We start from the raw sequence: 25,957 nt of genomic DNA, 5'->3' as shown, positions 1-25,957 counted from the left end.
TCACCGTTGATGAGACTGCCGTGTTCGTTGGCACTGGGGGCTTTAACGTAATGAAGTTGATAATCGCCAGTACCGGTATCATTATTGTTACTCGCAGAATTGTCATTGACGACAACAGTGTAAGTTCCCGTCACAGGGGCAAACATGGATACTTTAGCGACGGTTCTACCAGCATCTATATTGATGCGTGAGCCATCAGGGTGATAAATCGCAATTAGCGGCGACAATAAGCCCTCTGTAACGTCTGCAATAGACAATAGCACATACTCACCGGCTTCAGCGTCAAGTGTCCATGAGTCGATATCACCAAGGGTAATGGTTTCTGTTACAAAATCACCGTTGATGAGACTGCCGTGTTCGTTGGCGCTTGGGGCTTTTACATAGTGAATGAGGTAATTACCAGTTTCATTGTCATTATCATTTGAAGCACTGTTGTCTTTAATACTAAGGGAATACGTACCTGATACCGCGGCGAACATGGATACTTTTGCAACACTTCTCCCTGTGTTTGAACTCACTAAGGCACCGTCGGGTGCAAATAAGGATATTTGAGGTGACAAAGTGTCTTGGGCAAGATCTGCCGCACTTATCAGAACATATTCGCCCGCATTTACGGTAAACGTATAAGTATCTACATCGCCTGCAAAGTCGATTGCACCCGACACTTCACCGCCGTTTACGAGTGATTGAGCGTGGACTTGCAATGAAAAAGTCACTGATAATACTGCTGTTAAATATAGCAGCAGCACTTGTAGTTTTCGTTGACATCGTTGTGAATATGTTTGCATTAGCGTTCCTTGTTTAGTTCAAAAGATTTTGTTGGAGACCAATAAACCCTTATGCATTTATCCCGAATTTAAAGATTTATAGATAGATCAAACATAATCTGAATATCCAACAAATCCATTGCAAAAGGTACAACTTGCTGCGCCCCGAAATACAACATTCACTTATTATTTACATGAACGAATGACGGTGTTTAGTCTATAAATAGCTTAACTGACGACGAATTTGTCTTAAGTGAAGACTTTGTGCTCTTAAGTGACGACAAAATTTAACTGAGTAAATGGGAAGGTAACGTCAACAACAAACTGTACTTATAGCAATAGTCGAGGGAAGCGGTTGGCTAAGTAGTCGTTTATTTACTGTGTTCCATTGTTTAAGGTATAGCGTGAAAACAATGTTGATAGGGAAGGGATAACGGCCTCTTTACCCAAAAAGTTTGCCATATTAAGTTGTTTGCTTAGTCCGCGCAGTGAAAAATCAGCAATAATATTTTCAGCAATCGGGCGATATGATAGGTGCCACGGTTCTTTCGCTACGCCGCCACGGTAAGATGCATACGGAAAGTAAAATCCAAAGCGTTTAGCGTTTTCTAATAGCCAAAGTGAAAGTTGAGCGCAAGGGCCGTTGCCTTCGTATTCTTCAGGAATCAGCTCAAATGAACCTTGCGTCTCTGCCGTGTATAAATCGACTTTGCTCTTATCGTAAACGTCGAAGTCAGTCCCCCAATGATGGCGAGATGCACCTGGTAGGGCTGACCACAACATAATGGCGTGTATTTTGTTTTCGTCTGATAGCTCGTTGGCGTTTAGTTGTGTGCCGTTGAGCGTGTTGAGGGGTAACTCGCCTTGCCATTTTCTATTCCAAATGGACAACTGACGATCAAAACTGCGAAAGCTTGAGCATATTTGTAAGTCGTGCCCATCTAATGCTGCACTCGCTTGCATTTGCGCAAACTTTTCAGCCACCTCAGGCATTAACTGATGCCCATTGGGCAGGGTTACCAGATGAGCGTCATCAATACCCAATATTTGATCTTTCGTTATCATGTTGTCGATGATTTTTCTTTATTTACGCAAGCAGCTTTACTAGCACTTGGTAATAAACCTCTTCCAAGGATTTTACGTTATTAATATTCACACATTCGTCCACTTTGTGAATAGTGCCGTTTTCTGGGCCTAGTTCAATGACCTGCGCGCCCGTCGGTGCAATAAATCGTCCGTCTGAGGTCCCGCCGGCGGTAGATAACTCTGTTTCAAAGCCCATTACTTCATGAATGCTTTCTTTACATGCGTCTACAAGACTACCAACTTCTGTGATAAATGGTTGGCCACTTAAAATCCAATTGATGGAGTAATCAAGGCCATGCTTATCTAAAATGGTAGTAACACGGGATTTTAATTCGTCATGGGTAACTTCTGTCGAAAATCGAAAGTTAAAATTCACGTGTACTTCGCCAGGGACAACGTTGGTTGCGCCAGTACCCGCATTCAAATTTGATACTTGAAAACTTGTGGGCGGAAAATACGCATTGCCTTCGTCCCAGACGGTACTGGCGAGTTCATCTAATGCTGGCGCAAATAAATGAATAGGATTTTTGACCAGATGAGGGTAAGCAACATGTCCTTGTATGCCGCGCACGACTAGTTCACCTGTGATAGACCCTCTGCGACCATTCTTGATAATGTCGCCAGTTACCTTGGTACTCGAAGGCTCACCTACAATACAGTAGTCAATTTTTTCGTTTCTTGCTTCTAGAGTATCAATAACGCGTGTCGTACCATTGATGAAAGGACCTTCCTCATCGCTCGTAATTAGGTAAGCTATCGACCCCTTATGATCGGGGTAGTCTTTTACAAACCTTTCGGTTGCACATAGCATTGCCGCTAACGACGCTTTCATATCAGCAGTACCACGGCCATATAAAAAACCGTCTTTTTCGGTAGGGGTAAAAGGGTTAAACTGCCATTTTTCAACTGGACCAGTGGGGACTACATCGGTGTGTCCTGCAAAACAAAAGACTGGTTTTTCAGTGCCTTTGCGCGCCCATAAGTTGGTTGTATCTTCAAACACCATTGTTTCATTCGTAAAACCAAGAGGCGCTAGTATATCTTTCATTAACTCTTGGCAACCTTCGTCTGCTGGAGTAACGGAAGGTTTACTAATAAGTTGCTTGGTCAAATCAATCACGTCACGCACGTCTAAAATACCTCAGCATATTCGTTCGCATTAAAACCAATTAGCAATTGCTTACCGGTATCTATTATAGGCCGTTTAATCATTGATGGGTTTGCGCTAACAATAGCAATAGCGTTTTCTGCGTTAAGATTATCTTTTGTTTCCTGAGGTAACTGTCGGTACGTTGTGCCGCGTTTATTCACCACGATATCCACGCCAAACTCTTCGATAGCGCGTTTTAGCAGTACTTCATTAACCCCTTGCTTCTTATAATCGTGAAAGTCATATTCCACGTTATTATCTGTTAACCACTTTCGCGCCTTCTTAATTGTGTCACAATTGGGGATGCCGTAAACAACTGCCATCTTCATTCCTCTATTTACAATTTACGTATTAACTTTTTCTAGCCGAAGCGTATAGCCGTCATCAGACAATGCTTGAATGGCTTTGTCTAAGTTTTCCTGTTTAACAAGTACATAGTCTGTTTCAAACGTACTTTCCACAAAAATACTCACTTCAGCATGGGCTAGCACTTTACTAATGCCCGCCATTATACCCAACATGGTGAGATTTAAAGGACCTAATACTTCTAATATACGCCAATTGAGATCGGTTTCTTCAGCATCTATTGCTATTGTTTGCGGAACAACAAGCGATAGTTCATCTTTCGTTTTACCAATAAAGTAAATGTCAGCGTCAAAAATTTCACGCGGTATCTCAGATTCAGCCCGCAAACTGTGGATAGCATATTTGCCTTCCATTACCAAAAGTGTTTGTTTTTCCATTTATCCACCGTAAACCGTAACTTATCCACGAATTCTGTGGATAAGGTTGTGCAGTACACTTGGGTTAGTTAGTAAGTTTATGAAAAATATAGTAAAAGTTTACTGTTTAGAATACAAGCAATGTGACGTATTTTTGACTGTGGATAAAAAAATGCAAAAAACACTTGCTGGATAAAGCACCTAATACTGCTCTATTTTTGAGTCATTACTAAATTGATTTTATGATGTTCGGGTTAGGTTTAGTTCTTGATAGAGTAGTAAAAAATGGTCAGGAGAAACCTGACCATCTGTAGTAAAGTATTTTCTAGGTGCTTTTTGCCATCGCTTCTAACGCTTTAGGCATTGCCGCAGCATAACGTTTAACATCCGCAATTCTGCCTGCACTTACTCTAGACCACGGCTTGTACGTTCGGTATTGTCCACGAATTAGTATGTTTTCCTTTTCCATAGCTTTGCGGAAAGTATTGGCGTCGCCATCTTTGCCTAAGTTTACAAACACGAAGTTTGTACTTGAAGGTAAGGCGGTTAAACCGTTAGCCTTAACCGCATCGTAAATGATACCTTTTGCTTCGGCAATTTTGTCGCGAGAAAAACTCATAAAGGCTTGGTCGTTAAAGCTAGCTATTGCGGCGGCTAAACCCGCTTGGTTAATTGTATACCCACCCAACCCATATCGATTGATCCATTCGATATTCTCTGCGGCGCCAAGCATGTAACCTACACGTAAGCCTGCTAACCCATATATTTTAGAGAAGGTACGCGCCACGATTATGTTATGGCCTTGTTTTATTAATGGCACCATAGAGTGTTTAACAGGATCGTCGATTAATTCATTGTATGCCTCATCAACCAACACAAGTGTCTTTTTAGATGCCTTGATACAAAACTCTTTGAGTTTAACAGGGTCTACGATTCGTCCTGTCGGGTTATTAGGGTTGCACACATGTACCATGCCTACTTTATCGTCTATCGCATCATACAACGCATCTAAGTCAATCGCTAAGTCGGCGGTATTAGCCACTCGTTTAATTTCTGGTCCGCCGGATTTAATAGGGAGTTTGGATGTTGTATCCCAAAATAAATCTGGCCCAAGTATGGTTCCTTTTGTTGTGGCGGCCATTGCCGCAAAAGAAAGGATGGGACTTGAACCAGCACTCAATGCGATGTTTTCTCTTTCAAGGCCATAATATTCACCTAACATGTCAATCAGCTTAATTGCTGCAGGGTAGGCGTAATATGCACCGCCTGCAGAAACTGCTTCTGTCATTGCTTTTAAGGCATCAGGGCTGGGGCCAAAAGGGTTTTCATTTGCATTTAATTTAGCGATACCAGGCTTAGGACCATAGTAAAGTTTATCAACAGCCGCTTTGTTTGCCATTGCCAAACCAGAACTGGTTAAAATACCTGTCGCACCAACGGCTGAAGCAGCCAAGCTGCGGCCTAAAAATAATCTTCTTGAACGATTGTAAGTCATACTTATTTCCTTTGTTATTTTTGTCGGCCTTTTAGCCGTTGAAATACTTGTAAAACATGGCGGCAGACACCACCACAAGGTACACACCAAACAGCCGTTTTAATGTTTTTTCATTAAAATGATGTGCTAATTTGCATCCAAAGGGTGCAGTTAAAATTGAACCTATACTAATGAAAAGTAGCGCGGGCAAATTTATGTAACCAACAGTGCCGACAGGTAATTGGGCATTGGGGGTTTGCTCCATTAACAAGAAGCCGATGGCGCCTGGCAACCCAATTAAAAACCCTACACCTGCTGCCGTTGCAACAGCTTGCTGAATGCTGCGTTTACACATCACCATGGTAATTACCATAGGTGTACCGCCACCTATGCCAAGCAGGGCAGAAAAACCACCTAACACAAATGCAAAAGATGCTTTAACAGCACCTTGTGGCATTGACATGCTTACGCCTTCTCGGACTATCAATGTCGGGAATAGGAAATACACGGAATACACCAAAACCCCCCCGGCAAATATTGCCATCAGCAAAGAGCTATCACTATGGTTCGCTAAGATGATCCCACCAAGTACCCCCAAAACAATCCATGCAGACCATGATTTCAAAACATCAAAATCTACAGCGCCTCTTTTCTTGTGGGCTAATACTGAGCGCGCACTTGAAATAACGATTGAGGCTAATGATGTGCCAATGGCGACTTTTACTAATTCTCCTGATTCCACTACGAATAACGGGAACACCGCAGTTAACGCAGGAACGACGACAAAACCGCCGCCGTTCCCAAATAACCCCGATGTAATCCCTGCGGCAGCGCCAGCTACACACAGGGCAATTACAAACCAAATTATATTTACATCCATATTGTTATAGGCCGTTAAAACTTAGCGACTAACTTGGTGTAGTAGTACCCACCTTGCCAATCGACTACCGAATCAGAACGATAAATTCGGCCACAACATGAATCGCCGCCTAGCTCAGAAGGATCTGGGTAGTTGTCAAATAAATTTCTAACACCAACCGCTAAGGACAAAGTATCGGTGAAGAAGTAGGTCCCTTCGATATCAACGAAGAATTCTGGGTCAAATTTCTGAATATCACTGTCAGCAGCACTACTTTCAACGTTTTCATAGTCACCGTAGTAGCTGACGCGAACCAAGCCTTGAATATCACCGTAACTGTGTTTGGCAGAAAACACGCCGCGCATAGTAGGCGTACCATTTTCGAAATCGAATTGGTTTTCAGCATTCAAGAAAGCACTTGGATCAGAATCGAACTCAGTTTTGTTGTAGTTCAAAGAGCCAGTAAACATCGTGTCGCCATAATCGCTGTCCATGCCATAGGTCACTACAAAATCAATACCAGACGTTTTAGTATCGAACGCGTTTTGGAAGTAGTTGACTCCCCCGATTGATTCCGCTCCAACAACACCTGCTGCTTGAAGGGCTAAGAAGTTATCGTAAGCTGCTCCAGCAGTAGGGTCGGCTGATACATTTCTTGTTGATACAGCATTGACTCTGTCTTCAAGCAAGATTAAGTAATAATCTAAGGTAATATTTAGGTCACCAAGAGCACTAGTCACACCAAATGTGAAGTTTGTTGACGTTTCAGGATCTAGCGCATCTGCACCTAGTGCTTGCGCTACAGGCCCGGCAGCTGGAAACAAACCTACAGCGACAGGTGTGCCGTTAGGTAAACGCGTAGATACGTTTGTTGTGCCTTGCTGTCCAGGTGTTGGCGCGCGGAATCCCGTACCGACAGATGCTCGAATACCGGTTGATTCTGTCGCTTGATAAAAACCTGCTAGTTTGTATACAACCTCAGAACCAAAATCTGAATAGTCCTCAAACCGGATTGCCGCTTGCGCAAATAAGTCGTCGGTGATGTCACCGCTTATATCTGCATATACTGCATATGAGTCACGCGTATAACTTTCAGAAAACTCGGGAGAATATCCAGGGAAACCGTTCGAGCCTACGGCCATGACTTGATATACCGCATCATCTGGGTTAGCACAATCGAGTGTTGAACCGTTTGCTATTACAGCTAAACCAGCCGTAGTCGGTGCATTTTCAGAACAAAATCCCCAAGGATCCGCTTTTGCATATGGCCCATCGATATACGACTCCAATTGCCCCTCAGCAATATCATAGGTTTCATCAAGGTAACTCAGGCCAAAGGCAAGTGTGTAGTCACTGATATCATATAAAAAATCCGCTTGGATCTGCATTTCTTCATTAGACAGAGTACCGGGGTTAAATTCTGTTCCTGAAGCGTCACCAAGCGAAGGGTTAATCGTATTGGCTAAGGTATAAGCGATTTCGTTGTAACCATAACGTGCGCTAAGGTCATAAGTTAAATCGCCTTCGGTCGTACCTTTTAGGCCTGTCGCGAATGAATAGTCTTCAATTTCACCTGTAAATCTAGGAGTAAAACCACCTGGATAAATTTCAAGAGGGTTCCAAATGCTGCCATCTTGCAATCTAATATCTTGCATTACACTGTTAAAAGGGTAGCGATAGAAGAACGAACCATCACCTTCACTGCTAGTGTAGTTAGTGAAAGCATACCAAGACATTGAACTAGAAATATCGTATCCAGCATTTACGAATACGCGAATTGCTTCTGAATTAGGCTGTCCCCATGGTTGCACAACATCTGCGCCGTGCACGCGTCGCCCCATTTCTTGCGCTGCAGCTAAAAATTCTGGAGTAACATTTTGCGCATAACCTGCGTCAGGGTTAAAACCTTCTAAACTTGGATCTACACAAAACCACGACTCACAATACTGCTCGCCACGGCTAGTAGATTCGGAGTCATTATACTCTAACGACACGCTCAAAAAGCCTTCTTCACCGAGTGCAAAGCCTTTGTTACCACCAATGGTGATAGAATCTCCGTCACCTTCAAAGAATTGACCATATTCAGCGCTAAATGTGCCACCTTCGGTATTTTCTTTTAATTGGAAGTTGATTACACCTGCGATGGCATCTGAACCATACTGTGCGGCCGCGCCGTCGCGAAGAACTTCTACTGAACCTAAGGCTGCTGATGGAATTGTTGCTAGATCAGGCCCTTGTGTACCAGAACCGCCAATTTGCACCAATGCAGAACGATGGCGACGTTTACCGTTTACTAGTACAAGTGTTTTATCGGTTGGCATACCGCGCAAAGTAGCTGGGCGAATGAATGTGGCGCCATCAGAGATAGGTTGGCGTGATAGATCGTAAGAAGGCACTAAGGTTTTCAGTACATCATTTAAATCAGAGAATGCGACGCCCTCAATGTCTTCAACACTGAGCACATCAACTGGTACTGGCGACGTACCGACTGAACGAGGCGCACCTCTCGCGCCAACAACAGCAATTTTTTCTGTATTGTCAGTGTCAGGTGCGACTTGCTCTTCTTGTGCATTTACCGGAGCGATTCCCACGAGTGAGTAACTGGCTAGTAAAGCTACAACAACCTTGTTTAACGTGTGTTTTTTCATGTATTGCCCCATTTTCATTATTATCTTCAGGTTCGACGCCCTGTTTTGGTTCGCAACCACACTAAATTTTTGTGTGGGTATTATGTGTAATGTCTCACTCAGACTAATGAAAAGAGGTTGATTTAAGGAAGAAAGAAGAATGTTGAGGGGTATATGTAAATCTTATAGCTTTAGTTAAGTGTTTGAATATTATTTAAAAAAAATAAAAATAATAAAAAAAAATATTTTTTGCAAAATTTGAACTTAACTGCATTTTAACATTTCATGATTTTACCATTTCCATAATATGGAATAGTAATTGCTGAGTGTAACTAGTGGTCTTGCTACGTCCGATGTATCCAAAAACTAAATACGTGCCTCAGGTTTGAATAAAAAATGAATACAAAGCAGTTAGAGTACTTTTTAACAACCGTACGCAAACAGAGTATTGCAGCCGCCGCCCGCGAAATGGACGTTGCGCAACCGGCAATTAGTCAGCAAATTTCAAATTTAGAGCGCTCGATGGGGGTTCCTTTACTTATCCGTGACTTTCGAGGTGTATCGCCAACAGTTGCCGGGGAAATTTTTGCAGAGCATGCGCAGAATATATTGTCAGAAGTCAGTATTGCTAAATCTAAGTTAAGTGAACTTTCGTCTGAACAAAAAATAGAAATTAAAATTGGCATGATGCCGTCGATTTGTAACGCAATGTCGATGCCGCTTATCGACGAACTAGGAGAGGATTTTCCTAATATTTCAATCGACATTAGCACGGGTCCTTCTTATTCACTTTCTGGTTGGTTGCAAGCAAATAAAATTGATATTGCACTGACGTATGAGCAAGCATTCTCTTCCGATTTTATGGTTGCCACACCGCTTTTGGAAGAGTTTATGTATCTTGTTGTTGGCATAGACTCACCGCGTACTGAGTATAAGTCCTTAATAGAAAAAGAAACGATTCCATTTTGGGCCTTAAGCGAACATAAAATATTGATCCCCAGCCGGCGAGACGCCTTGGGCAAATTTATAGAGAAGTACGAGATTGATACAGGGGTGAAATTAGTCCACGATCCCAGTTACACTGGCCATTTAATGACAGGTTTACGGCAAGTCATGATGGGAAAAGGGCTCACGATTTTGCCGTCTGCTGCGACTTATCATTTGGAAGAAAAATCTTTAATTAAGTCAATTAAAATTGTTGAACCAGAGATGCGTCGACGAGTACTTGCGATAACCAACAAAAACCATCCTCCATCAAAAAATGTTACTAATGTTATTCGAGTAATTAAACACATCGTTAAGTTGCTGAACAAAAGCGGTCAATGGCGAGGTGACTTATGCTAGCGTCTTATCGTTAATATTCTGAACATTTGAACAAGTTGTTGTTATCCACTTTTTTCCTTACTTATCCCCGATAACTGTGGATAAGTGTGTGGGCTTCATATGTGTTACTAGTTAAGTGTATGAATTTTATGAAAAATATATTATGCTCATTATATCAGCAAAGTGACAATATTTTGACTGCTAATGGGTAAGGTATAAAAGGTGACTAGTAACAAGCTACAAATTTTCTCGTTATTGGAAGATTAGAGGTGCAAACACAGGCACTTCAAATTTATGCAGGTAAGACTGCACTAAAAGCAATACAAGACAAAGGATTTACCGCTGACATGTTTAGTGCCTTTATGGGAGCGTCTGGCGGCCCTAAATGGTTTGTATTGTCTGGTTTAGATAAAATCATGTTTAGTGAGTTTTTTGCTAAAGCGGAGCAAAAAATTGATATTATTGGTACGTCAGCAGGGGCATTCCGTAGCGCTTGTTTTGCACAAACCGATACAAAAACGGCCATAGAACGATTAGCTGATAAATACAGTACAACAATATATTCCGAAAAGCCAAGTGCGCGTGAAATTACTCAAAAAAGCAGGGACTTATTAAACCACGTATTGGATGAAGCTGGTACACATCAGCTATTGAGTAACAATAAGCGCGCAGTTCATATTATTGCGTCACGCTGTCATGGATTAATGAAAAGCGAAAATCGTATCGTTCAGCTTGCGGGTTTGGGGCTAGCAAATTTACGAAACTTGCGGTCACGTAAAGCATTGGAAAAGAGCTTTACGCGAAGTGTATTTTATAGTGGCGACATACCATTAAATTTTGATGAAAAACCACATATTTCAACCGAATATATTAAGTTATCGAACAAAAACGTGCATGACGCTTTAGTGGCTTCTGGGTCAATTCCTATTATTATTGAAGGGATTTCTGATATTGCTGGTGCGTCAAAGGGAGTATTTCGTGATGGTGGTATTCTTGATTATCATTTTGATATGAAGATTAATACTGAGCGATTGGTGTTATACCCTCACTTTTTTAAAACACCTATTCCCGGCTGGTTTGATAAACACCTTAAACACCGAATCTGTAGGCAAGACAATTACGACAATGTAGTGTTACTTGCACCTTCAGATGAGTTCGTAGCATCTTTGCCCTATGGTAAAATTAGCGATAGGAAAGATTTTACTCGAATGCCTCCAGCGCAAAGAATACCTTATTGGCAACAGGTTATTCAGGAGTCGGAACGTTTAGCTGAAAGCTTTTTTGCTCAGATAGAAAGCGAAAATATAGCAAATTTTGTGCAAGCAATTGACTTAAAGCGGTAAATTTACAAAAAGCACTTGCCAAAATAATCGAAATTGCTATTATGCTCGCCGCTTCACAGAATGCGTCTATAGCTCAGTTGGTTAGAGCGCTACCTTGACATGGTAGAGGTCCCCTGTTCGAGTCAGGGTAGACGCACCACTTTCCTATCTAAATCGACAATAGTCTGGTTTCTTTAAATACTTTTTATGCCCCTTAAAGTTGTATTTAATAGGGAAATTGTTTGGACTTCCCATAAAAGATGAAAATAACAGACAATAACGACGTAAAACGCAAATTCAATATACGTTTTAGTTGAAATTAATGTAGCATCTATTTGAATATACTGTCTTTGTCTCGGCAACGTTGATTTGCTGTCTATTTTACGTATGAGATTTTATGAGCATATCTATTGTTAAAGAAGTGAATGAATTTTTACTCGATATTGAACGCATATCGAGTATTCAATTTAATACAGTTATAGCCATACGAAAGCTGTTCTTTACAGCAAAAAGTGATTTGGCTGAAGGCATTAAGTATGGTGGTATTGCATTTAGTATTTCAAACGACCTAATCGGTGGGATATATATTTACAAAAAACATATATCAATTGAATTTAGTCGAGGCGCTGACTTTAACGACAAGCACGGAAAGCTAGAAGGCAAGGGTAAAAAAAGGCGTCACTTAAAAATACTCCCATGTGATGATATTAATATAGAACTCATTGACTTCTACATTAAACAAGCAGTGACTGATTTAGATGCCAGTAGTTGACTAAATGTTGCGGGTCGGTGGTGTAGAGATCTTTGGCTACTAAGGCATATTTCTGAACACGGCTTCGCTCTCGTCATCAGCCGGAAATACTAATTCAATACGGATTTCGGCCATGGTGATGTTTGTACCCTTGTCAAAGCGCATCACGGTAGACAGTGTATTGACCTCTTTGTCGCCAATCAACAATTTGGGGCACAATACCGGTGAATCTACATTCACATCATTTGGCCGGGATAAGCCTTTAGCATACTGTTCGGCAATAGATATCAAGCCGGGTAAACGCGGATGCGGGTAATGAAAAGCTTCGCTGCGTAAGCCATCTAACAGTTGGAATACTGTTTCAACTCTTGTTTCTTCAGTAAGGTGCGTTTCTCTAGAGCACCAGATATGAATCATGTGCTCAGGTGCTTGATTTACTATACCTGGAAATATTTTTTCTGCGGCGGCATTTGAATCGATAAAATTTAGGCCCGGCGCTATTACCCAAGCAGGAAAGGGTTCGTGTTTTTCGAGCACTTGTTTAACTAGTCGCTTTACTGGTGCCATTTGTTCGTCGTCAAGTGCGGGTTCCACATAAATCGAGGGCAAACCTGCAGATAGCAATAATGCATTAGTATCTCTAAGTGTTAAGGTAAGCGCCTTTGCAATTTTTAGTAAGACCGCTTTGCCTGGTCGAGAACGCCCGGTTTCAATAAATGAAATATATCGAGATGTTGAATCTGCTACAGAGGCCAAGGCTAGTTGAGACATACCTAATCGCTTGCGGTGAGAGCGCAATTGGTCACCTAGTAGTGTCAGTTGTGTCATATTATGTGTTTCCTAGTACCTGTTGCTTACGTGGATGAATATTACCAGACTCAATGAAATAGCTTAGTTCTTCTGTAAATAGTGCCAATTGTTTTTTTAACAATGCGGGTAACACCCAAGCGAGTGGCCTCATAAACCATATAATGTCTACGACAGCGTGTGCCTTGATGATTGAATTGTTTTCGTCAACAGACGTTATTGTCCAGTTATTTCGTGCATGCGTAATAAACCAAGGATTACCTTCGGTGAGCTCATATGAAAATTCTCGCTTTTGGGGATCGAAATGTACAAGCTTTTCTTTTACGATACTCGGTGGGAAAGGGCCGAACCCTAAGCCATTACATACTCGATGAGCACCGACGCCTAGATCGCCGACTAAATGTGATGACTCTAGCGAAGCGACCCATAAACCAATATTTCCAAACTCTTCACCCATTACTTCCCAAGCCCTTTTAGACGATACTGATACTGGTATTTCATTCCGTAAATGCATATTTATTCTCCGAACATACTGTCATTGAATTAAGTGTATTGTCTTGGCTTAATGATCAGCAATTCCCAAATAGGGAATGGTTGAACACGCCCTAGTTGTTTTCAGAAAAAAACTGTGGGTCGAGCCAGTATTTATGTGATTGTGCATTTAAGACACTTGGGAAATCAGGATTAGGCAAACGGATAATGTGACGTTGATTGATATTTGCACGTTGTTTTATTATCTGGAAGTTGCGTGACGCAATTAGCTTTTTGTCGTAACTGCCATCTTTGATAGCTGCATCCATGCCGGTTTTTATTAAATTATATAACTGAGAGTTTTCTGGGTGAACATAAAATACAAGTGCCATGGGGTATACAATTAATAATCGGTTTTCTACGTCTAGTTGAGGGTAGTGTGCATCAATGTGCTCCCAAGGTTCATATATGCCCAAAGCTAAATAATCAAAACGATGTTTTTCAAGCATCCCCCAAAGTTGACGTCCCCTTGGGCTTGTAACTACCTCAATACCTGAGTTTCGAAATATCGCTGTGTCGCCCCATGTTTTGCCGCTACCCGCAATAAACTTTTGTAAATCCTGTAATGTAGACACATTGTCAAAACGCAATTGTTCGCCTTTTCGGATAACTAGGACACGGTGGCCTAACAAGCCTTTAAAAATTGGAATAGGCACAACTTTAAGCATATCCATCTGTTCTTTTGATAGGCTTCCCCATTTTAAGCTCAACCTACCGCTTAGAACATTTGCTGTTTTTCGAGTATCAGTGACAACGTGTTGTTCGGCTTGATAGCAGACATCTGTGCGGACGTTGGCGATGGACAACTGGAGTAATTCAATGGTGAGAATATCGGTTTTAGATTCAATGGGTTTGTGAATGATTGTTAGCCCACACGCTGAAATTGGGGCGGCAAACATGCTGATGGCGAATAACATCGCAGTCGCAAAGACAAAGTGTGCAAGATTTCTAATCGAAGCAATACCTTTTCTCAAACTAAGTCCTTTAGGTTGATACAAACAGTCAAATCATTGTAGCGTAAAATATGTTTTCGATTGTGCTGTATGCCATTAGTAGCGTCTATAATACATAGATTAGCCGAAAAGCGTAAAGTAGTGTAGACTTTCGTTTTGAATTAAAACGAACATTTTAGAACTTTTATGGCGCAAGAAAGACGACAGGATGGCATTTTAACACTGGTAAAGGACAAAGGTTTTGTCTCAATAGACGATCTTGTTGCGCATTTTAATGTTACTCCTCAGACTATTCGGCGAGACCTAAATCAGCTAGCCAACGAAAATAAAGTGCGTCGCCATCATGGTGGCGCAGGCACAGTGTCTAGTGTGACAAATACCGAATATACTAAACGCAAAATTATGGATTCAGTAGCAAAAGAAAAAATTGCTGCACATGTTGCCACTATGATCCCCGATGGTTCTTCTGTGTTTATCAATATCGGTACTACAACGGAAACCGTGGCTCGGGCCTTATTGCAACATCAAAATTTGCGCGTCGTTACCAATAACCTGCATGTCGCTTCAATCTTAGCGGTAAAAGAAGACTTTACGGTGTTAATTGCAGCAGGTGAAGTACGTCATAGAGACGGCGGCATAATCGGCGAAGCGACAGAAGACTTTATCAGTCAGTTTAAAATGGATTTTGGTATTATTGGTATCAGCGGGATAGATGAGGATGGTTCTTTACTTGACTTTGATTTTCGAGAAGTTAGGGTTGCTCAATCCATTATTCGCAATTCTCGACGTGTAATTTTAGGCGCTGACGGTTCTAAGTTTGGGCGATTTGCCATGGTAAAATTAGGCAATATCAACCAAGCACATGACTTTGTTACAGATACTCAACCACCGCACTCCATTTCTGAACTACTAAAAGCAAGTGAAGTAAATTTGCATATTGTCTGATTTTTAGGTTTTTACGAACATTATTTTTAAGAAATGTTCGAAAATGTTCGAAAAAGAGCTTGAAAGTTCGAATTCGAATGTTAATATGTCGTTAACGGGTTGCTTAGGTATGTGTGTGTGCTTACCTCAAGCGTTGTCTTTTCGACACAGGGGAATCGAAATGCATTACGAGCAAGTTGAAACAGTAGAGTTAAATAGTAGTATTAATACGGCCAATTCCTTATATGAACAACTTGTTCACGATTATCCATTTCTGAGTAAATCCTTGCTCGAACGTTACGTTAAAGAATATGCGAATGATGCATATACAATTCTTGCGGGCGTTTATGATATTGATGATATGGGTAGCAGCTTTGGTGCCGAAATTTATCAGAATGAAATCGATTATTTGGTGCATGGCAACCCAGACTTAAGCATTGAAGAACTCATTTGGCGTAAAACCACCATGGGTCTAAAACTGAATGAATACCAAAAAGCAAAATTAAACTGCTATATCCAGTAAGCTTGACGTAGTTTTGTCGCAACGCTTATATGCTTAGTGTTTGTTATATGATAAATTTTAGGTAGATTTATTAAAGACAGAATACAAAGTGTAGATGACGACATCGATGGTAATCACTGGCGGCAGCTCCGGAATTGGTGCTGCTATTGTCCAAAAGTTTTTAGCGCTGGGTTATAGAGTTTTTAATCTAGATATAGTGGCTGGGACTGTTCACAATTGTGATGCATCTGTTCAAGTCGAAAACGATGCTAGTCGTCAATATCATCATGTTCAATGTGATGTGAGTAACTATGCTGCTGTAAAGTCCGCTATTGAGAGTATTTCATCAGAACATGAGATCGAGGTGCTTGTTTGCAATGCGGGCAAGCATTTATCTGCGACTATTGAAAACACGAGTGAAGAAGAATTGTTAGCCTTGTTTAACTTGAATGTTAAAGGTGCGGTTTCAGCGATTCAATCTAGTTTACCATCGATGAAGTCAAATAATTTTGGTCGTATTATTTTAGTCGCGTCTGACCAAGCCATTGTTGGTAAGACCAATTCCTTCGCTTACAATCTAACTAAACATGCGCTGGCGTCAATCGCTAAGACAACTGCGCTAGATTATGCTGATTACGGTATTACAGCAAACGCAGTATGTCCTGGTACAATCGACACGCCGCTTTATCGTCGCGCGATTCAGAATTATTGTGATAGATCTGGACGTGACGTTGAAGAGGTGCATATTGAAGAAGCACAGCTGCAACCCGTCGGGCGTGTCGGTTTATCCGAGGAAGTTGCTGAATACGTTAGCTTTTTGGCAAAGAAGAGTAGTGGCTTTATTACTGGAAGCTTACAGATTATTGATGGCGGCTATACTGCACGCTGATGACGATTGATTTCATTGACCCTCATGTCCACTTTTTTGCATTAGCAACAGGTGAATACGCTTGGCTAAAACCGGACAACCCACCTTTCTGGAAAGACAAAAATCTGATTCACAACGATTATTGTGAATCAGACTTATCTGTGAATGCGCCGCTAAATCTTAGTGCGTATGTGCATGTAGAAGCTGGGTTCGATAACGAAAATAGCCTTAAGGAAGCAGAATATTGGCTTGAGAAAGCAACACTTCCTATGACAGCTATGATTTTCGCAGATTTAAGGGTGTCCCCAGAGCGCTTTAGACAATCTTTGATGCTCGCATTGGCGCTGAATGACGCCCCTCAGCAGGAGCGTAATGCGTTTTGTGCAAAACCAATAACGGGTATTCGACACATATTTGATGACGAGACATGTAACATTTTAAGTTCAGACAACACGGACGAAAATTTTAGTCTATTGGACGAGCTAGGTTTACTGTTTGAGCTTCAAATGAATATGGCGAATTCAAACGATTTTAGCGCGTTGATGAAAGTGTTAGAAAAATATCCAAGTCTGCGTTTAAGCGTAAATCATGCCGGTGGCTTTAATGGCGCGCATAACCGCATATCGACAAAAGAGCTGGACGCTTGGTGTCAAAACATGCGGCATCTGTGTGAACTCAACAATGCTTACGTGAAGGTGTCGGGTTTCGAAATGCAAGATAGAAATTATACTATTGATCATGTAAAGCGAAGCCTTGATGACACACTAAACGTCGCTGGCGAAGGAAATGTCATGTTTGCTTCAAACTTTCCCTTAACGCTATTTAGTGCCACGTATTCAAGCTATTGGCAACTGGTGATAGAGGCCATTGATTCGATGGGACTGAAGCGCTCCACGTTGATTCATGATACTGCCAAGCGCTGTTATTTTGGCTAAATGGAGGTGTTGTCTAAATAACGTTATTGTTTAAATGGTGTTATTATTTAAATGGTGTTATTATTTAAATGGTGTTGCCGTCTAAAATAATGAGACTGAGCTTTCAATATCATCTAAATACTCAGTCATCATTAAGCAATACATGTGTAAGGTCTATTTTACGATGACTTTGGGTGAACGATTAACGACGTCATCGTTTAATTCAATACCAATACCAGGTAAATCTGGCACCTTAAACACACCGTTTTCCGGCTGGTAGTCCTGTTTGCATAGCTCTCTATTCCAATGCTTGATGGCATAGGTATGGTGTTCGTGAATTAAAAAATTGGGAATAGCGGCCTCTAGTTGCAGAGCAGCAGCGGTAGCCACTGGCCCTCCGCATACATGTGCCTGAACACGAATATCGTATACATCAGCATAATCGCAGACTTTCTTAGCTTCCGTAAATCCGCCAGACAAGCCGACATCAGGTTGCAGTACATCAATGCTCTGATCTTCAAAATACGGGCGACAATCCCATCGGTGATATAGTCTTTCACCACCCGCAATGGGCACGCGTAAGTTGTCTGCAACTTTCTTATGCACGGCGGAGTTCAAGTAATTGACTGGCTCTTCAAACATCATGCAGTTTACTTCTTCAACGATCGCGCCCATTTGAATCGCTGACGCACAGCCCATTAACGAATGTGCTTCAAAGATAATATCCACCTCCTCACCCACAGTTTCGCGTATTGCTCTTAAGCGATCACCGAAGAGCTTCATTTGTTTCGGTGTAAATAGTTTAGTACGATCGAAGCTAGAATCTCCATTTTCGTCATAAACGATCGGATCCACCTTTACCGCGTCATAGCCTTCGGCCATCGCTTTTTCAGCGGCACGGGCGTAATCATCTGGCGTAAGCATTTTTATGCAGTCTTGGCTCCAGTCAAACTGTAATTGACTCGCATACGTACGCAAATTGTCATTTGTTTTACCGCCAAGCAATTGATATACCGGCACGTTCAAGGCTTTCCCTTTAATGTCCCATAGGGCGGTGTCAATTGCGCTCATCGCTGCATATAGAACTGGTCCGCCACCAAGCCCCCAAAAACTTTCGCGCAACATGCGAGACCAAAGCAATTCTGTTTTAAATGGGTCAAAGCCAATCAAAACTGCTTCTGCTATTTCTTTAATCATTGCCGCGGCGGCGCTGTGACCCCAGTCGTAAGCTAAACCAGCCTCGCCAACGCCAGTAATCCCTTCGTCAGTATATATGCGAACAAATATTGGGTTCCAAGGTGGGCGCTCTGGACAGTGAATATCAAAAATTTCTACTTGGGTAATTTTCATTTTTTCTACTTATTTATGTTCAATCATCAAAATCTGGGTACACACGTTTAACGCGACGCACCATTGCAGGCCATGTTTTTTGACCACCTGTCATGCCAGTATGGACAACTGACGCCTGTGCTTTAATACCGTCGATTACGGATTGCTCTACTTCAATGATGTTTTCATTTGAATTGAGTAATTTTACTTGAATCTCACAAGCGCGAATCAAATCGTACATGTGCATAAACGCATCACCAATGGTCAAACCCATGGTGAGTGCGCCATGATTACGTAGCAACATAAAATTCGCGTTGCCCAAATCGGCTTGTAGGCGAGCTATTTCATCATGTTCTACTGCTAAGCCTTCGTAACCATGATACGAAATACTTGCAAGTGCAAAGGCCGCATACTGTGAGTAAGGGCGTAAACCGTGTTCAAGGCTCGCTACTGCAATTGCATCAGGGTGGTGTAAATGCATCGCGCATTGATCTTCATGTCTTGCCTTGTGTACTGCGCTATGAATAGTAAACCCTGCTGGATTTATATCGAAAGGACTATCTTTGTCCAAAATATTACCTTCAACATCAATCTTTACTAAGTTTGAGGCTGTTACTTCTTCAAATGTTAATCCAAACGCGTTAATCAATAAATCATCAGTACCAGGGATCCTCGCGGATACGTGTGTATGGATCAAATCATCCCAACCATGCATAACTAGCAGCCGATAGCAGGCAGCCAATTCTTTTCGAGTTAACCATTCTTGTTCTGAAACTTTACCTTTTAAACTTACGCGAGGAATATCGTACATGTTAGCCTTGCCTGTAATTTTCTTGTTTCTTCTAACTCAGTGCCAAATATTTTCATTTACAATAAGACATATATGTTTCACATAGGAAACGTCCAGCATATTCTTATTCAGGAGGGGAGAGCATTCAAGCTTATTTTGAACTCAAATTTAATTTAGCACAATTCTATAAACCGTCGTTACTGCTTTCTTAACTATGTACAGTGTATAAACACACGTTGCCAAAGTTGCACATACTGTTGAATACTTGCTTTATATTCGGTATGGCCTAGTTCGTATTGGTTTTTAATAAACATCGCAAACGCGACGGTTTTGTCGTCTATATTTGAGAGTCGATGACTAAGTTCAGCAAACAAAGGGGAAAGTTGGTAGTGGTAGTTATTGAGTTCACTCGTGACGGGTTGAATTTTTTCTGCAAAAAACAGACGAAAGATATTTTGCATAATTTTTACACTTTCTTTCTCTTGTTTTGTATTGCATGTATTTTGTTCAAGGTAAGTAGTCAATAAGGGTGACATTTGTGTAAGATATTGACTTATAAGCCATTGTGTTCGCCACATTCGAGCGAAAAGTCGGCTTTCTTGTAAGGTTTTTAAGTGCGATTCTAATGTTGTTGTTTCATTGCTATTTACTATGTAATTCAGCGCTAGCCTTGACGCATGAAATTGGTCACTATTTGTCCCCGAAATAAAATCAGCTGATATCGCAAACGCATTGTACGTTTCATTACTTTGAGTAATCATATTTGCCCACACAATTGGCAGTGCTTGCTTTTTTTGCGTCAACCAATTGTTTAATTTGAGTTTCATCTGATTGTCGTCAGGCAGTATGTCCATGCAGTTTTGCAATGCACTAATAAGTGATTTTTCGTAGGCATAGCGAATAGACGGTAACTGTGTTTTTCCTAATGAAGTATTTCGTTCAGCAATTGTTTTGCTCAACGGGCATGCTTTCAAGGCATAAAATTCTCTTAAGTTTATTTGAATGTCAGTCGTAGTAAGGCGCAGTGACGACTTCCTTGGCGCATCTAGCTGCACTGTTGCATCTAGTACCGGTGCAGAAATATCTGTAAAGTCTATTAAACGTTCATGTAGTGCTTCTAAATCATGCCGAATTTGTTGGTTTTCGTTGCATGCACTGACAATAATCGACATCGTAAGAATAGCAAATACATCTTTCAAGTGATTGATTCGTAGGTACAAATTTTTAATTTGATAGGGTGTTTGCATTGCATGAAAAGCGCTAAATATTGTTCTTTTCATACGAAATACTTCGATAAAAGTTTTCAAATGAAGTCAATATTGGTGTCTGAATGATAGGCTGCATATAAGGTAGATTTTAGTTGGTCAGCCCATTGTCTGGTTAAAAATGTATCGACATGAACAATATCAAAATAGTTTACTGGTGCATATGTTGGGGCATCATTTAACTCAATGGGAATAAAATTATGTTCTTTCATTAAGTATGAAGGAATAATTCCTATGCCGTTTCCTGCCGAGATCGCATGTGCAATGGCGATGGTATTGGATACACATTGCAAGTTGGTAAATTGTGCAAACGTGCACGCCGTGTCTTTTAAAAAATATTGCCATGTTTGACTGCTTTTGGCATTCCTAACAATAATCGGTAGTGTTAATAATTCTCTTAGTGAATTTGGCTGTCCGTATTTTTGAATGAAGTTGCGACTAGTGACCAATACGTTTGATGCGGAAAAGAGCGGAAGGTATTCTAATGCGCAACGTTTTTCGCTTCTCCGCCTAATGGCCAGATCTACGTTCTCATGATATAAATCGTGACTAGCATCATCTAGTGTTAGCTCAAACGTCGGTATTTTATTTGACATTTGATTTATAAGGGGCGCTAACAAGTAAGTGCCAATATCCACGGGCGCGGAAATAGTAATTCGCTTATTTCCCATTTTCGGTGAAATATGGCTGACGACATCTTGCAATAACCTGTCAGTCTTCAGTAACTCATTAAATAGCAATTGCCCGTTTGGAGTGAGTTGTATTTTTGTGCCTTGAGTCCTTACTAATAATTTAGTTTCCAGCAAATCCTCCAAACGATTGATTTGATAGCTGATACTCGACTGCGCCATACCTAGCTGTTCAGCTGCTGCTGAAAAACTCTTACACTTGCATACAGTTAAAAAATACGGGTAGTGTGCGTATGCTTTCATTTTAAAAATTCGATTTATATATAGATTATATCTAATTTATCGTTTTATTTTTGTATGTAAAGTACTGAAAGTATTTTTTATGTTTAGGAATAGATCAATGAGAGTTTTGAGTGCGAAGCAGTACCTTAATGATGGAAGCGCAATGCTTTGGGCCACGCGTGCGTTTTTCTTAATGGCAGGTGCGGCGGCTGCTTTTTGGGCAGTGGCTATCTTGTCAATTAAAAGCAAGTTTGCACTGGATGAACGTCAAGTTGGCTTGTTATTGCTTACCTTGGGGGTTGGCGCGATGGTGGCAATGCCGCTATCTGGACGTTTAGTGCAAAATGTTGGTTGTCGAAGGGTATTAACTACTAGCTGTATATTAATGGTGATAAGCCTAACTCTTACATTGATGAGCCAAAATCAAATTCAATTATTTGTACTCGCTTGTTTATTTGGTATGAGTATTGGCGCAACAGATTGTGTTATGAATATGCACGCGATTATTGTGGAGCGTAAACTGGGTACTAAAGTCATGTCAGGTTTTCATGGTTGCTATAGCGCAGGAGGGATTGTTGGTAGTGCTTGCCTTGTGAGCCTAATGTTTGTCGGTTTTCCACTCATCTTTATTGTGTTAGGGTTTGCTGTAATTTCGATATTTGTTTGCTATTTAGTCAGTTATTCGATTCAGAATGAGGACGGCGTATTGCGGAAAAAAGCATGGAGGATGCCAACATCTTACCTTTTGTTGATTGGGTCTGTTTGCTTTTTACTGTTTCTTGTCGAAGGCACGGTATTGGATTGGAGCGCGATATTTTTACAAGAGTATTTAGATTTTCCTGTTAAATTGGCAGGTATAGGCTTTGCGGCGTTTTCTGTATCAATGACAATTATGCGATTTTCTGGTGATCGCTTAATAGAACGTCTGGGCGAACGAGCGATGGTAGTAGCGGGAACGATATTGGCAATTGTTAGTGTATTCATGATAACAGCTTTTGATAAGCCAATAGGGGTTATCGCTGGATATGCGCTATTGGGTATCGGTTGCGCCAACATTGTCCCTATCATGTTTTCAGCAATAGCGAAGCAACGTGTGATTGAGACTGCGCAAGCGGTGCCCATTGTTTCGTCTGTTGCATATTTCGGTGTGTTAGCAGGGCCAGCTTTCATTGGAGAGTTATCTCATCAAACTAGCTTACTAACGGCGTTTAAATGTTTGATGCTACTTTTGTTTATGGCACTTTTGTGTGCGGTCTGCGTTTTTCGTCGCCAAAATGGGTAACGCTTGCCTCAACATCACTTTTGACTAAGCTAGCATGTTTCGATCTTTAAATACCCAAGAAACGTCCAAATCAGTTTTGAATATGCATGGTCTGGATGTTATTCGTTAATGTTGATAGAAATGTCTGTCAGCGAAACATCTTCTGCGTTCTCACGCACAATAGCCACTTTTAGTTGTTCGCCACTTTCTTTGTGTAATAGTGTGAGAGGAGAGTTTCCCTTCTTTATGTAATGATCTCCCCATTGCATTAGGGCAATAATGACAGGCGCTAACGAGGCACCTTGTGGCGTTAGCATGTATAAATATCGCGTCCGGCTGTTGTCTTCGCGATAAGGTTCGCGATACATAATATTGTTCGCCACAAGTTTTTTTAATCTATTAGTCAGCACTGAGCGGGGGATATTTAGATCAACTCGAATATCGTCAAACCTGACGATGCCATAAAATGCTTCCCTAAGTATTAATAGTGTCCACTTGTCGCCAACTAAATCGGCGGCAGAAAATACGCCGCATTCTTTGAGTGGTACGGGGGAATTTTTCCGTATGTTTTTATTCTTCATATAAAGCGAGTTTGACATAAGGTATTTGATCGTGCAAATATACCTAGGTTCTAAATTGATACTTAGGTTGTTTTTATATATTTATAATTGAACCTGAACATTTACCCGAATTCTTAAGGACAAATGAATGACGTACTTTACTGCTTTATTATTATTGAAAATCTTAGTGTCGCTTGTATTTGTCGGAATCCCCTTTTTATTGTTGTCGAAAGATAGATTGCAAATTATTACCCGTAGCACTCATGAAAATGTATTATTTTATCGGCTTTATGGGGTGGCAATTATGGCCTTGTTAGTCGCATATGGAAGTGCAATACCACTGGCCCAGCAGGGGCATTTTTCGTGGGGTATTGCTATGATGGGGTTAGTGTCTAATTTAGGCGGTAGTACATTATTGTTTCATTTAGGAAAGGGTAAGCAGAGCATGGTACTAGCATCTTTTTTTGGATTCATTACGATATTGCTTCTATTTTCAATGGTTTTTTCTGACGCTGTCGTCACCCCAATATTCTAGATAGAAATAGCAAAAAAATCGGTAATAAGGCTCATAAACTCACGTTGTTAAGTTGACATGTTTAACATATATTTGGTTGAGTTATTGTGATGCGGTATCAATAATCAGTTGATAAGGCGGGATGATGAAAAACTGGAAGCTCGCACCAAAAGATACCGAGCTTGCTAAATATGTGCAGTGGTATTGGTTTTTGGAAAAAGAATCAAGCGATTCAGGGCATAGTTGGCCTAAACTATATCCAGACCCTGCAACCCATTTGATTGTTGCGGACAATAAACATTATTTTCACTATGAGACTGAAACTAACCTTTATAGTGGGTGCGGAAGTCATTTGATATTCCCACACCGTAACGCTTTTGTTATGGACCATCAAAAACCTTTCAGAATCTTGGGTATCAAGTTTAAGGTTGGTGCGTTTTATTCTCTTGAACATTTAAACTCCTTATTTGATATAGATACAATCCAAGCGATTGATTTCGGCAAATTATTGGGTAAAAAGCATGCGGTCGTTGAAAGGCTCTTGAGTGCCTCAGCGGAAGAGAAGGTAGCAACCCGTGACTTGCTAGATCAAATATTGACTCCCTGCGTATCAAAAGTGTCAGAAGACAGACACAGCGAATTAACGCGCAAGGTGTTACCTTTATTATGTACAACGTCAATTGCTGCCTTAGGTGATAAATTGCACTGTGCCCAGCGCACGGTTGAGCGCAGTTTCTTGAGGACGACAGGTTTGACTTTGAAACAGTGTAAATCGATGTTCCGGTTAGAAAATTTGCTGAGCCGCTTATATAAGCAGGATAGTAAGCATATCGATTGGCGGACGCTGGCCGCCGACTATGAATTTAGTGATCAACCTCATCTTATTAGGTACCTTAAATCTTGTATTAATGAAACACCCCGCGAGTATGCGTTAAAAAGAGATTTAACCATTGATGTGTATGGGAGTTTTGAATTTACCTAATCTTGTCGTTTTTCTTCAATCTTTCGCTGAATGATATATGTAAACTGCATTCTCTTTTGATTGGAGACGTAAAACACGAATGAAATACAAAATAAGGCAATATCAACCAGCAGATTTAGACGATGTACTTAATACGTGGGACCGAGCGACGCGTTTAGCACATGCATTCATGACTGACGCATTCATAGCGCAAGAGCGAAAGAATATTGCTGAAATATATTTACCAAAAACCAATACATGGGTGTCAGAAACAACGAGCGGCGTTAATGGTTTTATCAGTTTAATCGGGAGCGAAGTCGCTGCACTATTTGTACAGCCGAATGACCATGGCAAGGGAATTGGGGGAGCGCTGATGGATAAAGCCAAAAAGCTTCACGGAAGTTTAGAAGTTGAGGTGTTTAAATCAAACAAAATAGGCCGCCACTTTTACGCGGCGCATGGCTTTACATTTTCTGAAGAAAAACTACACCCACCTACCAATCAACAAGTACTGCGATTGATACTGAACGACGGTAAAGGTTCAATTAGCTAATTATTGGCGTGCGCCCTAAGTTAGGTAAAAGCGACGTAGCTATGCTTATATCGTTGAATAAACTGCTTTCTCAGGGCGTTTCGATGAAGTTAAAAGAACAATTGGAAAATTTGGATATGTTTTATTTGCAAGTGGCTAAAGCATATCGGTATAATTTCGCGCTCAAAAAAATGAATAAAAACGAATGCTAGTAATTTCTAGTGACTGATCACAATAAATATATCAAGTGGCGC

At 41.0% G+C, this 25,957-nt stretch carries 26 protein-coding genes, 1 tRNA gene and 1 pseudogene; 12 read left to right on the top strand and 16 right to left on the bottom strand.

The window, feature by feature from the left end; translation table 11 throughout:
- The 8 genes and pseudogenes from QQK00_RS05740 to QQK00_RS05705 form a co-directional block, all read right to left on the bottom strand.
- Positions 1-788: pseudogene (locus QQK00_RS05740) on the bottom strand (PKD domain-containing protein); the annotation flags it as partial.
- Between the two features lie 354 nt (positions 789-1,142).
- On the bottom strand, positions 1,143-1,832 hold the full coding sequence (locus QQK00_RS05735; RefSeq protein WP_284216523.1) for a M15 family metallopeptidase: 690 nt from the start codon (positions 1,830-1,832) through the stop codon (positions 1,143-1,145).
- Between the two features lie 22 nt (positions 1,833-1,854).
- Positions 1,855-2,982, bottom strand: coding sequence for a succinyl-diaminopimelate desuccinylase (gene dapE / locus QQK00_RS05730; protein ID WP_284216522.1), 1,128 nt, complete (start codon positions 2,980-2,982; stop codon positions 1,855-1,857).
- 2 nt (positions 2,983-2,984) lie between these two features.
- Positions 2,985-3,326 carry an ArsC family reductase gene (locus QQK00_RS05725; RefSeq protein ID WP_284216521.1) on the bottom strand — a complete coding sequence of 114 codons (342 nt, stop codon included), beginning with the start codon at positions 3,324-3,326 and terminating at the stop codon, positions 2,985-2,987.
- A gap of 21 nt (positions 3,327-3,347) precedes the next feature.
- Positions 3,348-3,746: an ACT domain-containing protein gene (locus QQK00_RS05720; RefSeq protein WP_284216520.1), complete on the bottom strand. Its 399-nt coding sequence runs from the start codon at positions 3,744-3,746 to the stop codon at positions 3,348-3,350.
- A 304-nt stretch (positions 3,747-4,050) separates the two neighbouring features.
- Positions 4,051-5,220 carry a pyridoxal phosphate-dependent aminotransferase gene (locus QQK00_RS05715; RefSeq protein WP_284216519.1) on the bottom strand — a complete coding sequence of 390 codons (1,170 nt, stop codon included), beginning with the start codon at positions 5,218-5,220 and terminating at the stop codon, positions 4,051-4,053.
- Between the two features lie 31 nt (positions 5,221-5,251).
- Positions 5,252-6,079 carry a sulfite exporter TauE/SafE family protein gene (locus QQK00_RS05710; protein ID WP_284216518.1) on the bottom strand — a complete coding sequence of 276 codons (828 nt, stop codon included), beginning with the start codon at positions 6,077-6,079 and terminating at the stop codon, positions 5,252-5,254.
- A 14-nt stretch (positions 6,080-6,093) separates the two neighbouring features.
- On the bottom strand, positions 6,094-8,706 hold the full coding sequence (locus tag QQK00_RS05705) for a TonB-dependent receptor plug domain-containing protein (protein ID WP_284216517.1): 2,613 nt from the start codon (positions 8,704-8,706) through the stop codon (positions 6,094-6,096).
- 375 nt (positions 8,707-9,081) lie between these two features.
- On the opposite strand from QQK00_RS05705, the gene QQK00_RS05700 reads away from it, so the two are divergent.
- The 4 genes from QQK00_RS05700 to QQK00_RS05685 all read left to right on the top strand — a co-directional run bounded on the left by QQK00_RS05700 (position 9,082) and on the right by QQK00_RS05685 (position 12,102).
- The gene (locus QQK00_RS05700) at positions 9,082-10,029 is read left to right on the top strand and encodes a LysR family transcriptional regulator (protein ID WP_284216516.1); all 948 of its coding nucleotides are present in this window, start codon (positions 9,082-9,084) and stop codon (positions 10,027-10,029) included.
- 248 nt (positions 10,030-10,277) lie between these two features.
- Positions 10,278-11,351 carry a patatin-like phospholipase family protein gene (locus QQK00_RS05695; protein WP_284216515.1) on the top strand — a complete coding sequence of 358 codons (1,074 nt, stop codon included), beginning with the start codon at positions 10,278-10,280 and terminating at the stop codon, positions 11,349-11,351.
- Between the two features lie 62 nt (positions 11,352-11,413).
- Positions 11,414-11,490 (top strand) — tRNA-Val (locus tag QQK00_RS05690).
- Between the two features lie 237 nt (positions 11,491-11,727).
- Complete coding sequence (locus QQK00_RS05685; protein ID WP_284216514.1) at positions 11,728-12,102, top strand: DUF1801 domain-containing protein; 375 nt, start codon at positions 11,728-11,730, stop codon at positions 12,100-12,102.
- A gap of 39 nt (positions 12,103-12,141) precedes the next feature.
- Here QQK00_RS05685 and QQK00_RS05680 read toward each other — a convergent pair whose 3' ends face one another.
- The 3 genes from QQK00_RS05680 to QQK00_RS05670 form a co-directional block, all read right to left on the bottom strand.
- Positions 12,142-12,909: a helix-turn-helix domain-containing protein gene (locus tag QQK00_RS05680; RefSeq protein WP_284216513.1), complete on the bottom strand. Its 768-nt coding sequence runs from the start codon at positions 12,907-12,909 to the stop codon at positions 12,142-12,144.
- 1 nt (position 12,910) lies between these two features.
- Positions 12,911-13,402 (bottom strand): SRPBCC family protein, encoded by a 492-nt coding sequence (locus tag QQK00_RS05675; RefSeq protein WP_284216512.1) that lies wholly within the window; start codon positions 13,400-13,402, stop codon positions 12,911-12,913.
- 91 nt (positions 13,403-13,493) lie between these two features.
- Positions 13,494-14,393 (bottom strand): type 2 periplasmic-binding domain-containing protein, encoded by a 900-nt coding sequence (locus QQK00_RS05670; protein ID WP_284216511.1) that lies wholly within the window; start codon positions 14,391-14,393, stop codon positions 13,494-13,496.
- Between the two features lie 165 nt (positions 14,394-14,558).
- Here QQK00_RS05670 and QQK00_RS05665 point away from each other — a divergent pair, with 165 nt between their 5' ends.
- The 4 genes from QQK00_RS05665 (at position 14,559) to QQK00_RS05650 (ending at position 17,601) form a co-directional block, all read left to right on the top strand.
- Positions 14,559-15,317, top strand: coding sequence for a DeoR/GlpR family transcriptional regulator (locus QQK00_RS05665; RefSeq protein ID WP_284216510.1), 759 nt, complete (start codon positions 14,559-14,561; stop codon positions 15,315-15,317).
- A gap of 43 nt (positions 15,318-15,360) precedes the next feature.
- A complete protein-coding gene (locus QQK00_RS05660) occupies positions 15,361-15,819 on the top strand; it encodes a hypothetical protein (RefSeq protein ID WP_284216509.1) in 459 nt (152 codons plus the stop codon).
- Between the two features lie 94 nt (positions 15,820-15,913).
- Positions 15,914-16,687: an SDR family NAD(P)-dependent oxidoreductase gene (locus QQK00_RS05655; RefSeq protein WP_284216508.1), complete on the top strand. Its 774-nt coding sequence runs from the start codon at positions 15,914-15,916 to the stop codon at positions 16,685-16,687.
- Positions 16,687-17,601: an amidohydrolase family protein gene (locus QQK00_RS05650; RefSeq protein WP_284216507.1), complete on the top strand. Its 915-nt coding sequence runs from the start codon at positions 16,687-16,689 to the stop codon at positions 17,599-17,601. The genes QQK00_RS05655 and QQK00_RS05650 overlap by 1 nt, the downstream gene beginning before the upstream one ends.
- Positions 17,602-17,754: 153 nt before the next feature.
- On the opposite strand, the gene QQK00_RS05645 is transcribed toward QQK00_RS05650, so the two are convergent.
- The 4 genes from QQK00_RS05645 to QQK00_RS05630 all read right to left on the bottom strand — a co-directional run bounded on the left by QQK00_RS05645 (position 17,755) and on the right by QQK00_RS05630 (position 21,896).
- Complete coding sequence (locus tag QQK00_RS05645) at positions 17,755-18,930, bottom strand: mandelate racemase/muconate lactonizing enzyme family protein (protein WP_284216505.1); 1,176 nt, start codon at positions 18,928-18,930, stop codon at positions 17,755-17,757.
- A gap of 19 nt (positions 18,931-18,949) precedes the next feature.
- Positions 18,950-19,720 (bottom strand): class II aldolase/adducin family protein, encoded by a 771-nt coding sequence (locus QQK00_RS05640; RefSeq protein ID WP_284216504.1) that lies wholly within the window; start codon positions 19,718-19,720, stop codon positions 18,950-18,952.
- A gap of 191 nt (positions 19,721-19,911) precedes the next feature.
- Positions 19,912-20,979 (bottom strand): DUF3080 family protein, encoded by a 1,068-nt coding sequence (locus QQK00_RS05635; RefSeq protein ID WP_284216503.1) that lies wholly within the window; start codon positions 20,977-20,979, stop codon positions 19,912-19,914.
- Between the two features lie 23 nt (positions 20,980-21,002).
- Positions 21,003-21,896 (bottom strand): LysR family transcriptional regulator, encoded by an 894-nt coding sequence (locus QQK00_RS05630; protein ID WP_284216502.1) that lies wholly within the window; start codon positions 21,894-21,896, stop codon positions 21,003-21,005.
- Positions 21,897-21,993: 97 nt separating this feature from the next.
- Here QQK00_RS05630 and QQK00_RS05625 point away from each other — a divergent pair, with 97 nt between their 5' ends.
- The gene (locus QQK00_RS05625; protein WP_284216501.1) at positions 21,994-23,157 is read left to right on the top strand and encodes an MFS transporter; all 1,164 of its coding nucleotides are present in this window, start codon (positions 21,994-21,996) and stop codon (positions 23,155-23,157) included.
- A 98-nt stretch (positions 23,158-23,255) separates the two neighbouring features.
- On the opposite strand, the gene QQK00_RS05620 is transcribed toward QQK00_RS05625, so the two are convergent.
- A complete protein-coding gene (locus QQK00_RS05620; RefSeq protein ID WP_284216500.1) occupies positions 23,256-23,717 on the bottom strand; it encodes a winged helix-turn-helix transcriptional regulator in 462 nt (153 codons plus the stop codon).
- Positions 23,718-23,844: 127 nt separating this feature from the next.
- On the opposite strand from QQK00_RS05620, the gene QQK00_RS05615 reads away from it, so the two are divergent.
- The 3 genes from QQK00_RS05615 to QQK00_RS05605 all read left to right on the top strand — a co-directional run bounded on the left by QQK00_RS05615 (position 23,845) and on the right by QQK00_RS05605 (position 25,724).
- Complete coding sequence (locus QQK00_RS05615; RefSeq protein WP_284216499.1) at positions 23,845-24,231, top strand: hypothetical protein; 387 nt, start codon at positions 23,845-23,847, stop codon at positions 24,229-24,231.
- A 124-nt stretch (positions 24,232-24,355) separates the two neighbouring features.
- A complete protein-coding gene (locus QQK00_RS05610) occupies positions 24,356-25,192 on the top strand; it encodes a helix-turn-helix domain-containing protein (protein WP_284216498.1) in 837 nt (278 codons plus the stop codon).
- A gap of 79 nt (positions 25,193-25,271) precedes the next feature.
- On the top strand, positions 25,272-25,724 hold the full coding sequence (locus tag QQK00_RS05605; RefSeq protein ID WP_284216497.1) for a GNAT family N-acetyltransferase: 453 nt from the start codon (positions 25,272-25,274) through the stop codon (positions 25,722-25,724).
- Positions 25,725-25,957: the final 233 nt, after the last annotated feature.

Origin of the sequence: Agaribacter marinus, from assembly GCF_030160655.1 — a bacterium.
Taxonomy (GTDB): Bacteria; Pseudomonadota; Gammaproteobacteria; order Enterobacterales; family Alteromonadaceae; genus Glaciecola; species Glaciecola marina.
This window is presented reverse-complemented; position numbering and strand designations above follow the sequence as displayed.

What these genes read in the sequence shown, in the direction of transcription:
- QQK00_RS05735 (WP_284216523.1), bottom strand. Translation starts at nt 1,832, where the DNA reads ATGATAACGAAAGATCAAATATTGGGTATTGATGACGCTCATCTGGTA.
- QQK00_RS05725 (WP_284216521.1), bottom strand. Translation starts at nt 3,326, where the DNA reads ATGGCAGTTGTTTACGGCATCCCCAATTGTGACACAATTAAGAAGGCG.
- QQK00_RS05720 (WP_284216520.1), bottom strand. Translation starts at nt 3,746, where the DNA reads ATGGAAAAACAAACACTTTTGGTAATGGAAGGCAAATATGCTATCCAC.
- QQK00_RS05715 (WP_284216519.1), bottom strand. Translation starts at nt 5,220, where the DNA reads ATGACTTACAATCGTTCAAGAAGATTATTTTTAGGCCGCAGCTTGGCT.
- QQK00_RS05710 (WP_284216518.1), bottom strand. Translation starts at nt 6,079, where the DNA reads ATGGATGTAAATATAATTTGGTTTGTAATTGCCCTGTGTGTAGCTGGC.
- QQK00_RS05705 (WP_284216517.1), bottom strand. Translation starts at nt 8,706, where the DNA reads ATGAAAAAACACACGTTAAACAAGGTTGTTGTAGCTTTACTAGCCAGT.
- QQK00_RS05700 (WP_284216516.1), top strand. Translation starts at nt 9,082, where the DNA reads ATGAATACAAAGCAGTTAGAGTACTTTTTAACAACCGTACGCAAACAG.
- QQK00_RS05685 (WP_284216514.1), top strand. Translation starts at nt 11,728, where the DNA reads ATGAGCATATCTATTGTTAAAGAAGTGAATGAATTTTTACTCGATATT.
- QQK00_RS05680 (WP_284216513.1), bottom strand. Translation starts at nt 12,909, where the DNA reads ATGACACAACTGACACTACTAGGTGACCAATTGCGCTCTCACCGCAAG.
- QQK00_RS05675 (WP_284216512.1), bottom strand. Translation starts at nt 13,402, where the DNA reads ATGCATTTACGGAATGAAATACCAGTATCAGTATCGTCTAAAAGGGCT.
- QQK00_RS05665 (WP_284216510.1), top strand. Translation starts at nt 14,559, where the DNA reads ATGGCGCAAGAAAGACGACAGGATGGCATTTTAACACTGGTAAAGGAC.
- QQK00_RS05660 (WP_284216509.1), top strand. Translation starts at nt 15,361, where the DNA reads ATGTTCGAAAAAGAGCTTGAAAGTTCGAATTCGAATGTTAATATGTCG.
- QQK00_RS05655 (WP_284216508.1), top strand. Translation starts at nt 15,914, where the DNA reads ATGACGACATCGATGGTAATCACTGGCGGCAGCTCCGGAATTGGTGCT.
- QQK00_RS05650 (WP_284216507.1), top strand. Translation starts at nt 16,687, where the DNA reads ATGACGATTGATTTCATTGACCCTCATGTCCACTTTTTTGCATTAGCA.
- QQK00_RS05645 (WP_284216505.1), bottom strand. Translation starts at nt 18,930, where the DNA reads ATGAAAATTACCCAAGTAGAAATTTTTGATATTCACTGTCCAGAGCGC.
- QQK00_RS05640 (WP_284216504.1), bottom strand. Translation starts at nt 19,720, where the DNA reads ATGTACGATATTCCTCGCGTAAGTTTAAAAGGTAAAGTTTCAGAACAA.
- QQK00_RS05635 (WP_284216503.1), bottom strand. Translation starts at nt 20,979, where the DNA reads ATGAAAAGAACAATATTTAGCGCTTTTCATGCAATGCAAACACCCTAT.
- QQK00_RS05630 (WP_284216502.1), bottom strand. Translation starts at nt 21,896, where the DNA reads ATGAAAGCATACGCACACTACCCGTATTTTTTAACTGTATGCAAGTGT.
- QQK00_RS05625 (WP_284216501.1), top strand. Translation starts at nt 21,994, where the DNA reads ATGAGAGTTTTGAGTGCGAAGCAGTACCTTAATGATGGAAGCGCAATG.
- QQK00_RS05620 (WP_284216500.1), bottom strand. Translation starts at nt 23,717, where the DNA reads ATGAAGAATAAAAACATACGGAAAAATTCCCCCGTACCACTCAAAGAA.
- QQK00_RS05615 (WP_284216499.1), top strand. Translation starts at nt 23,845, where the DNA reads ATGACGTACTTTACTGCTTTATTATTATTGAAAATCTTAGTGTCGCTT.
- QQK00_RS05610 (WP_284216498.1), top strand. Translation starts at nt 24,356, where the DNA reads ATGAAAAACTGGAAGCTCGCACCAAAAGATACCGAGCTTGCTAAATAT.
- QQK00_RS05605 (WP_284216497.1), top strand. Translation starts at nt 25,272, where the DNA reads ATGAAATACAAAATAAGGCAATATCAACCAGCAGATTTAGACGATGTA.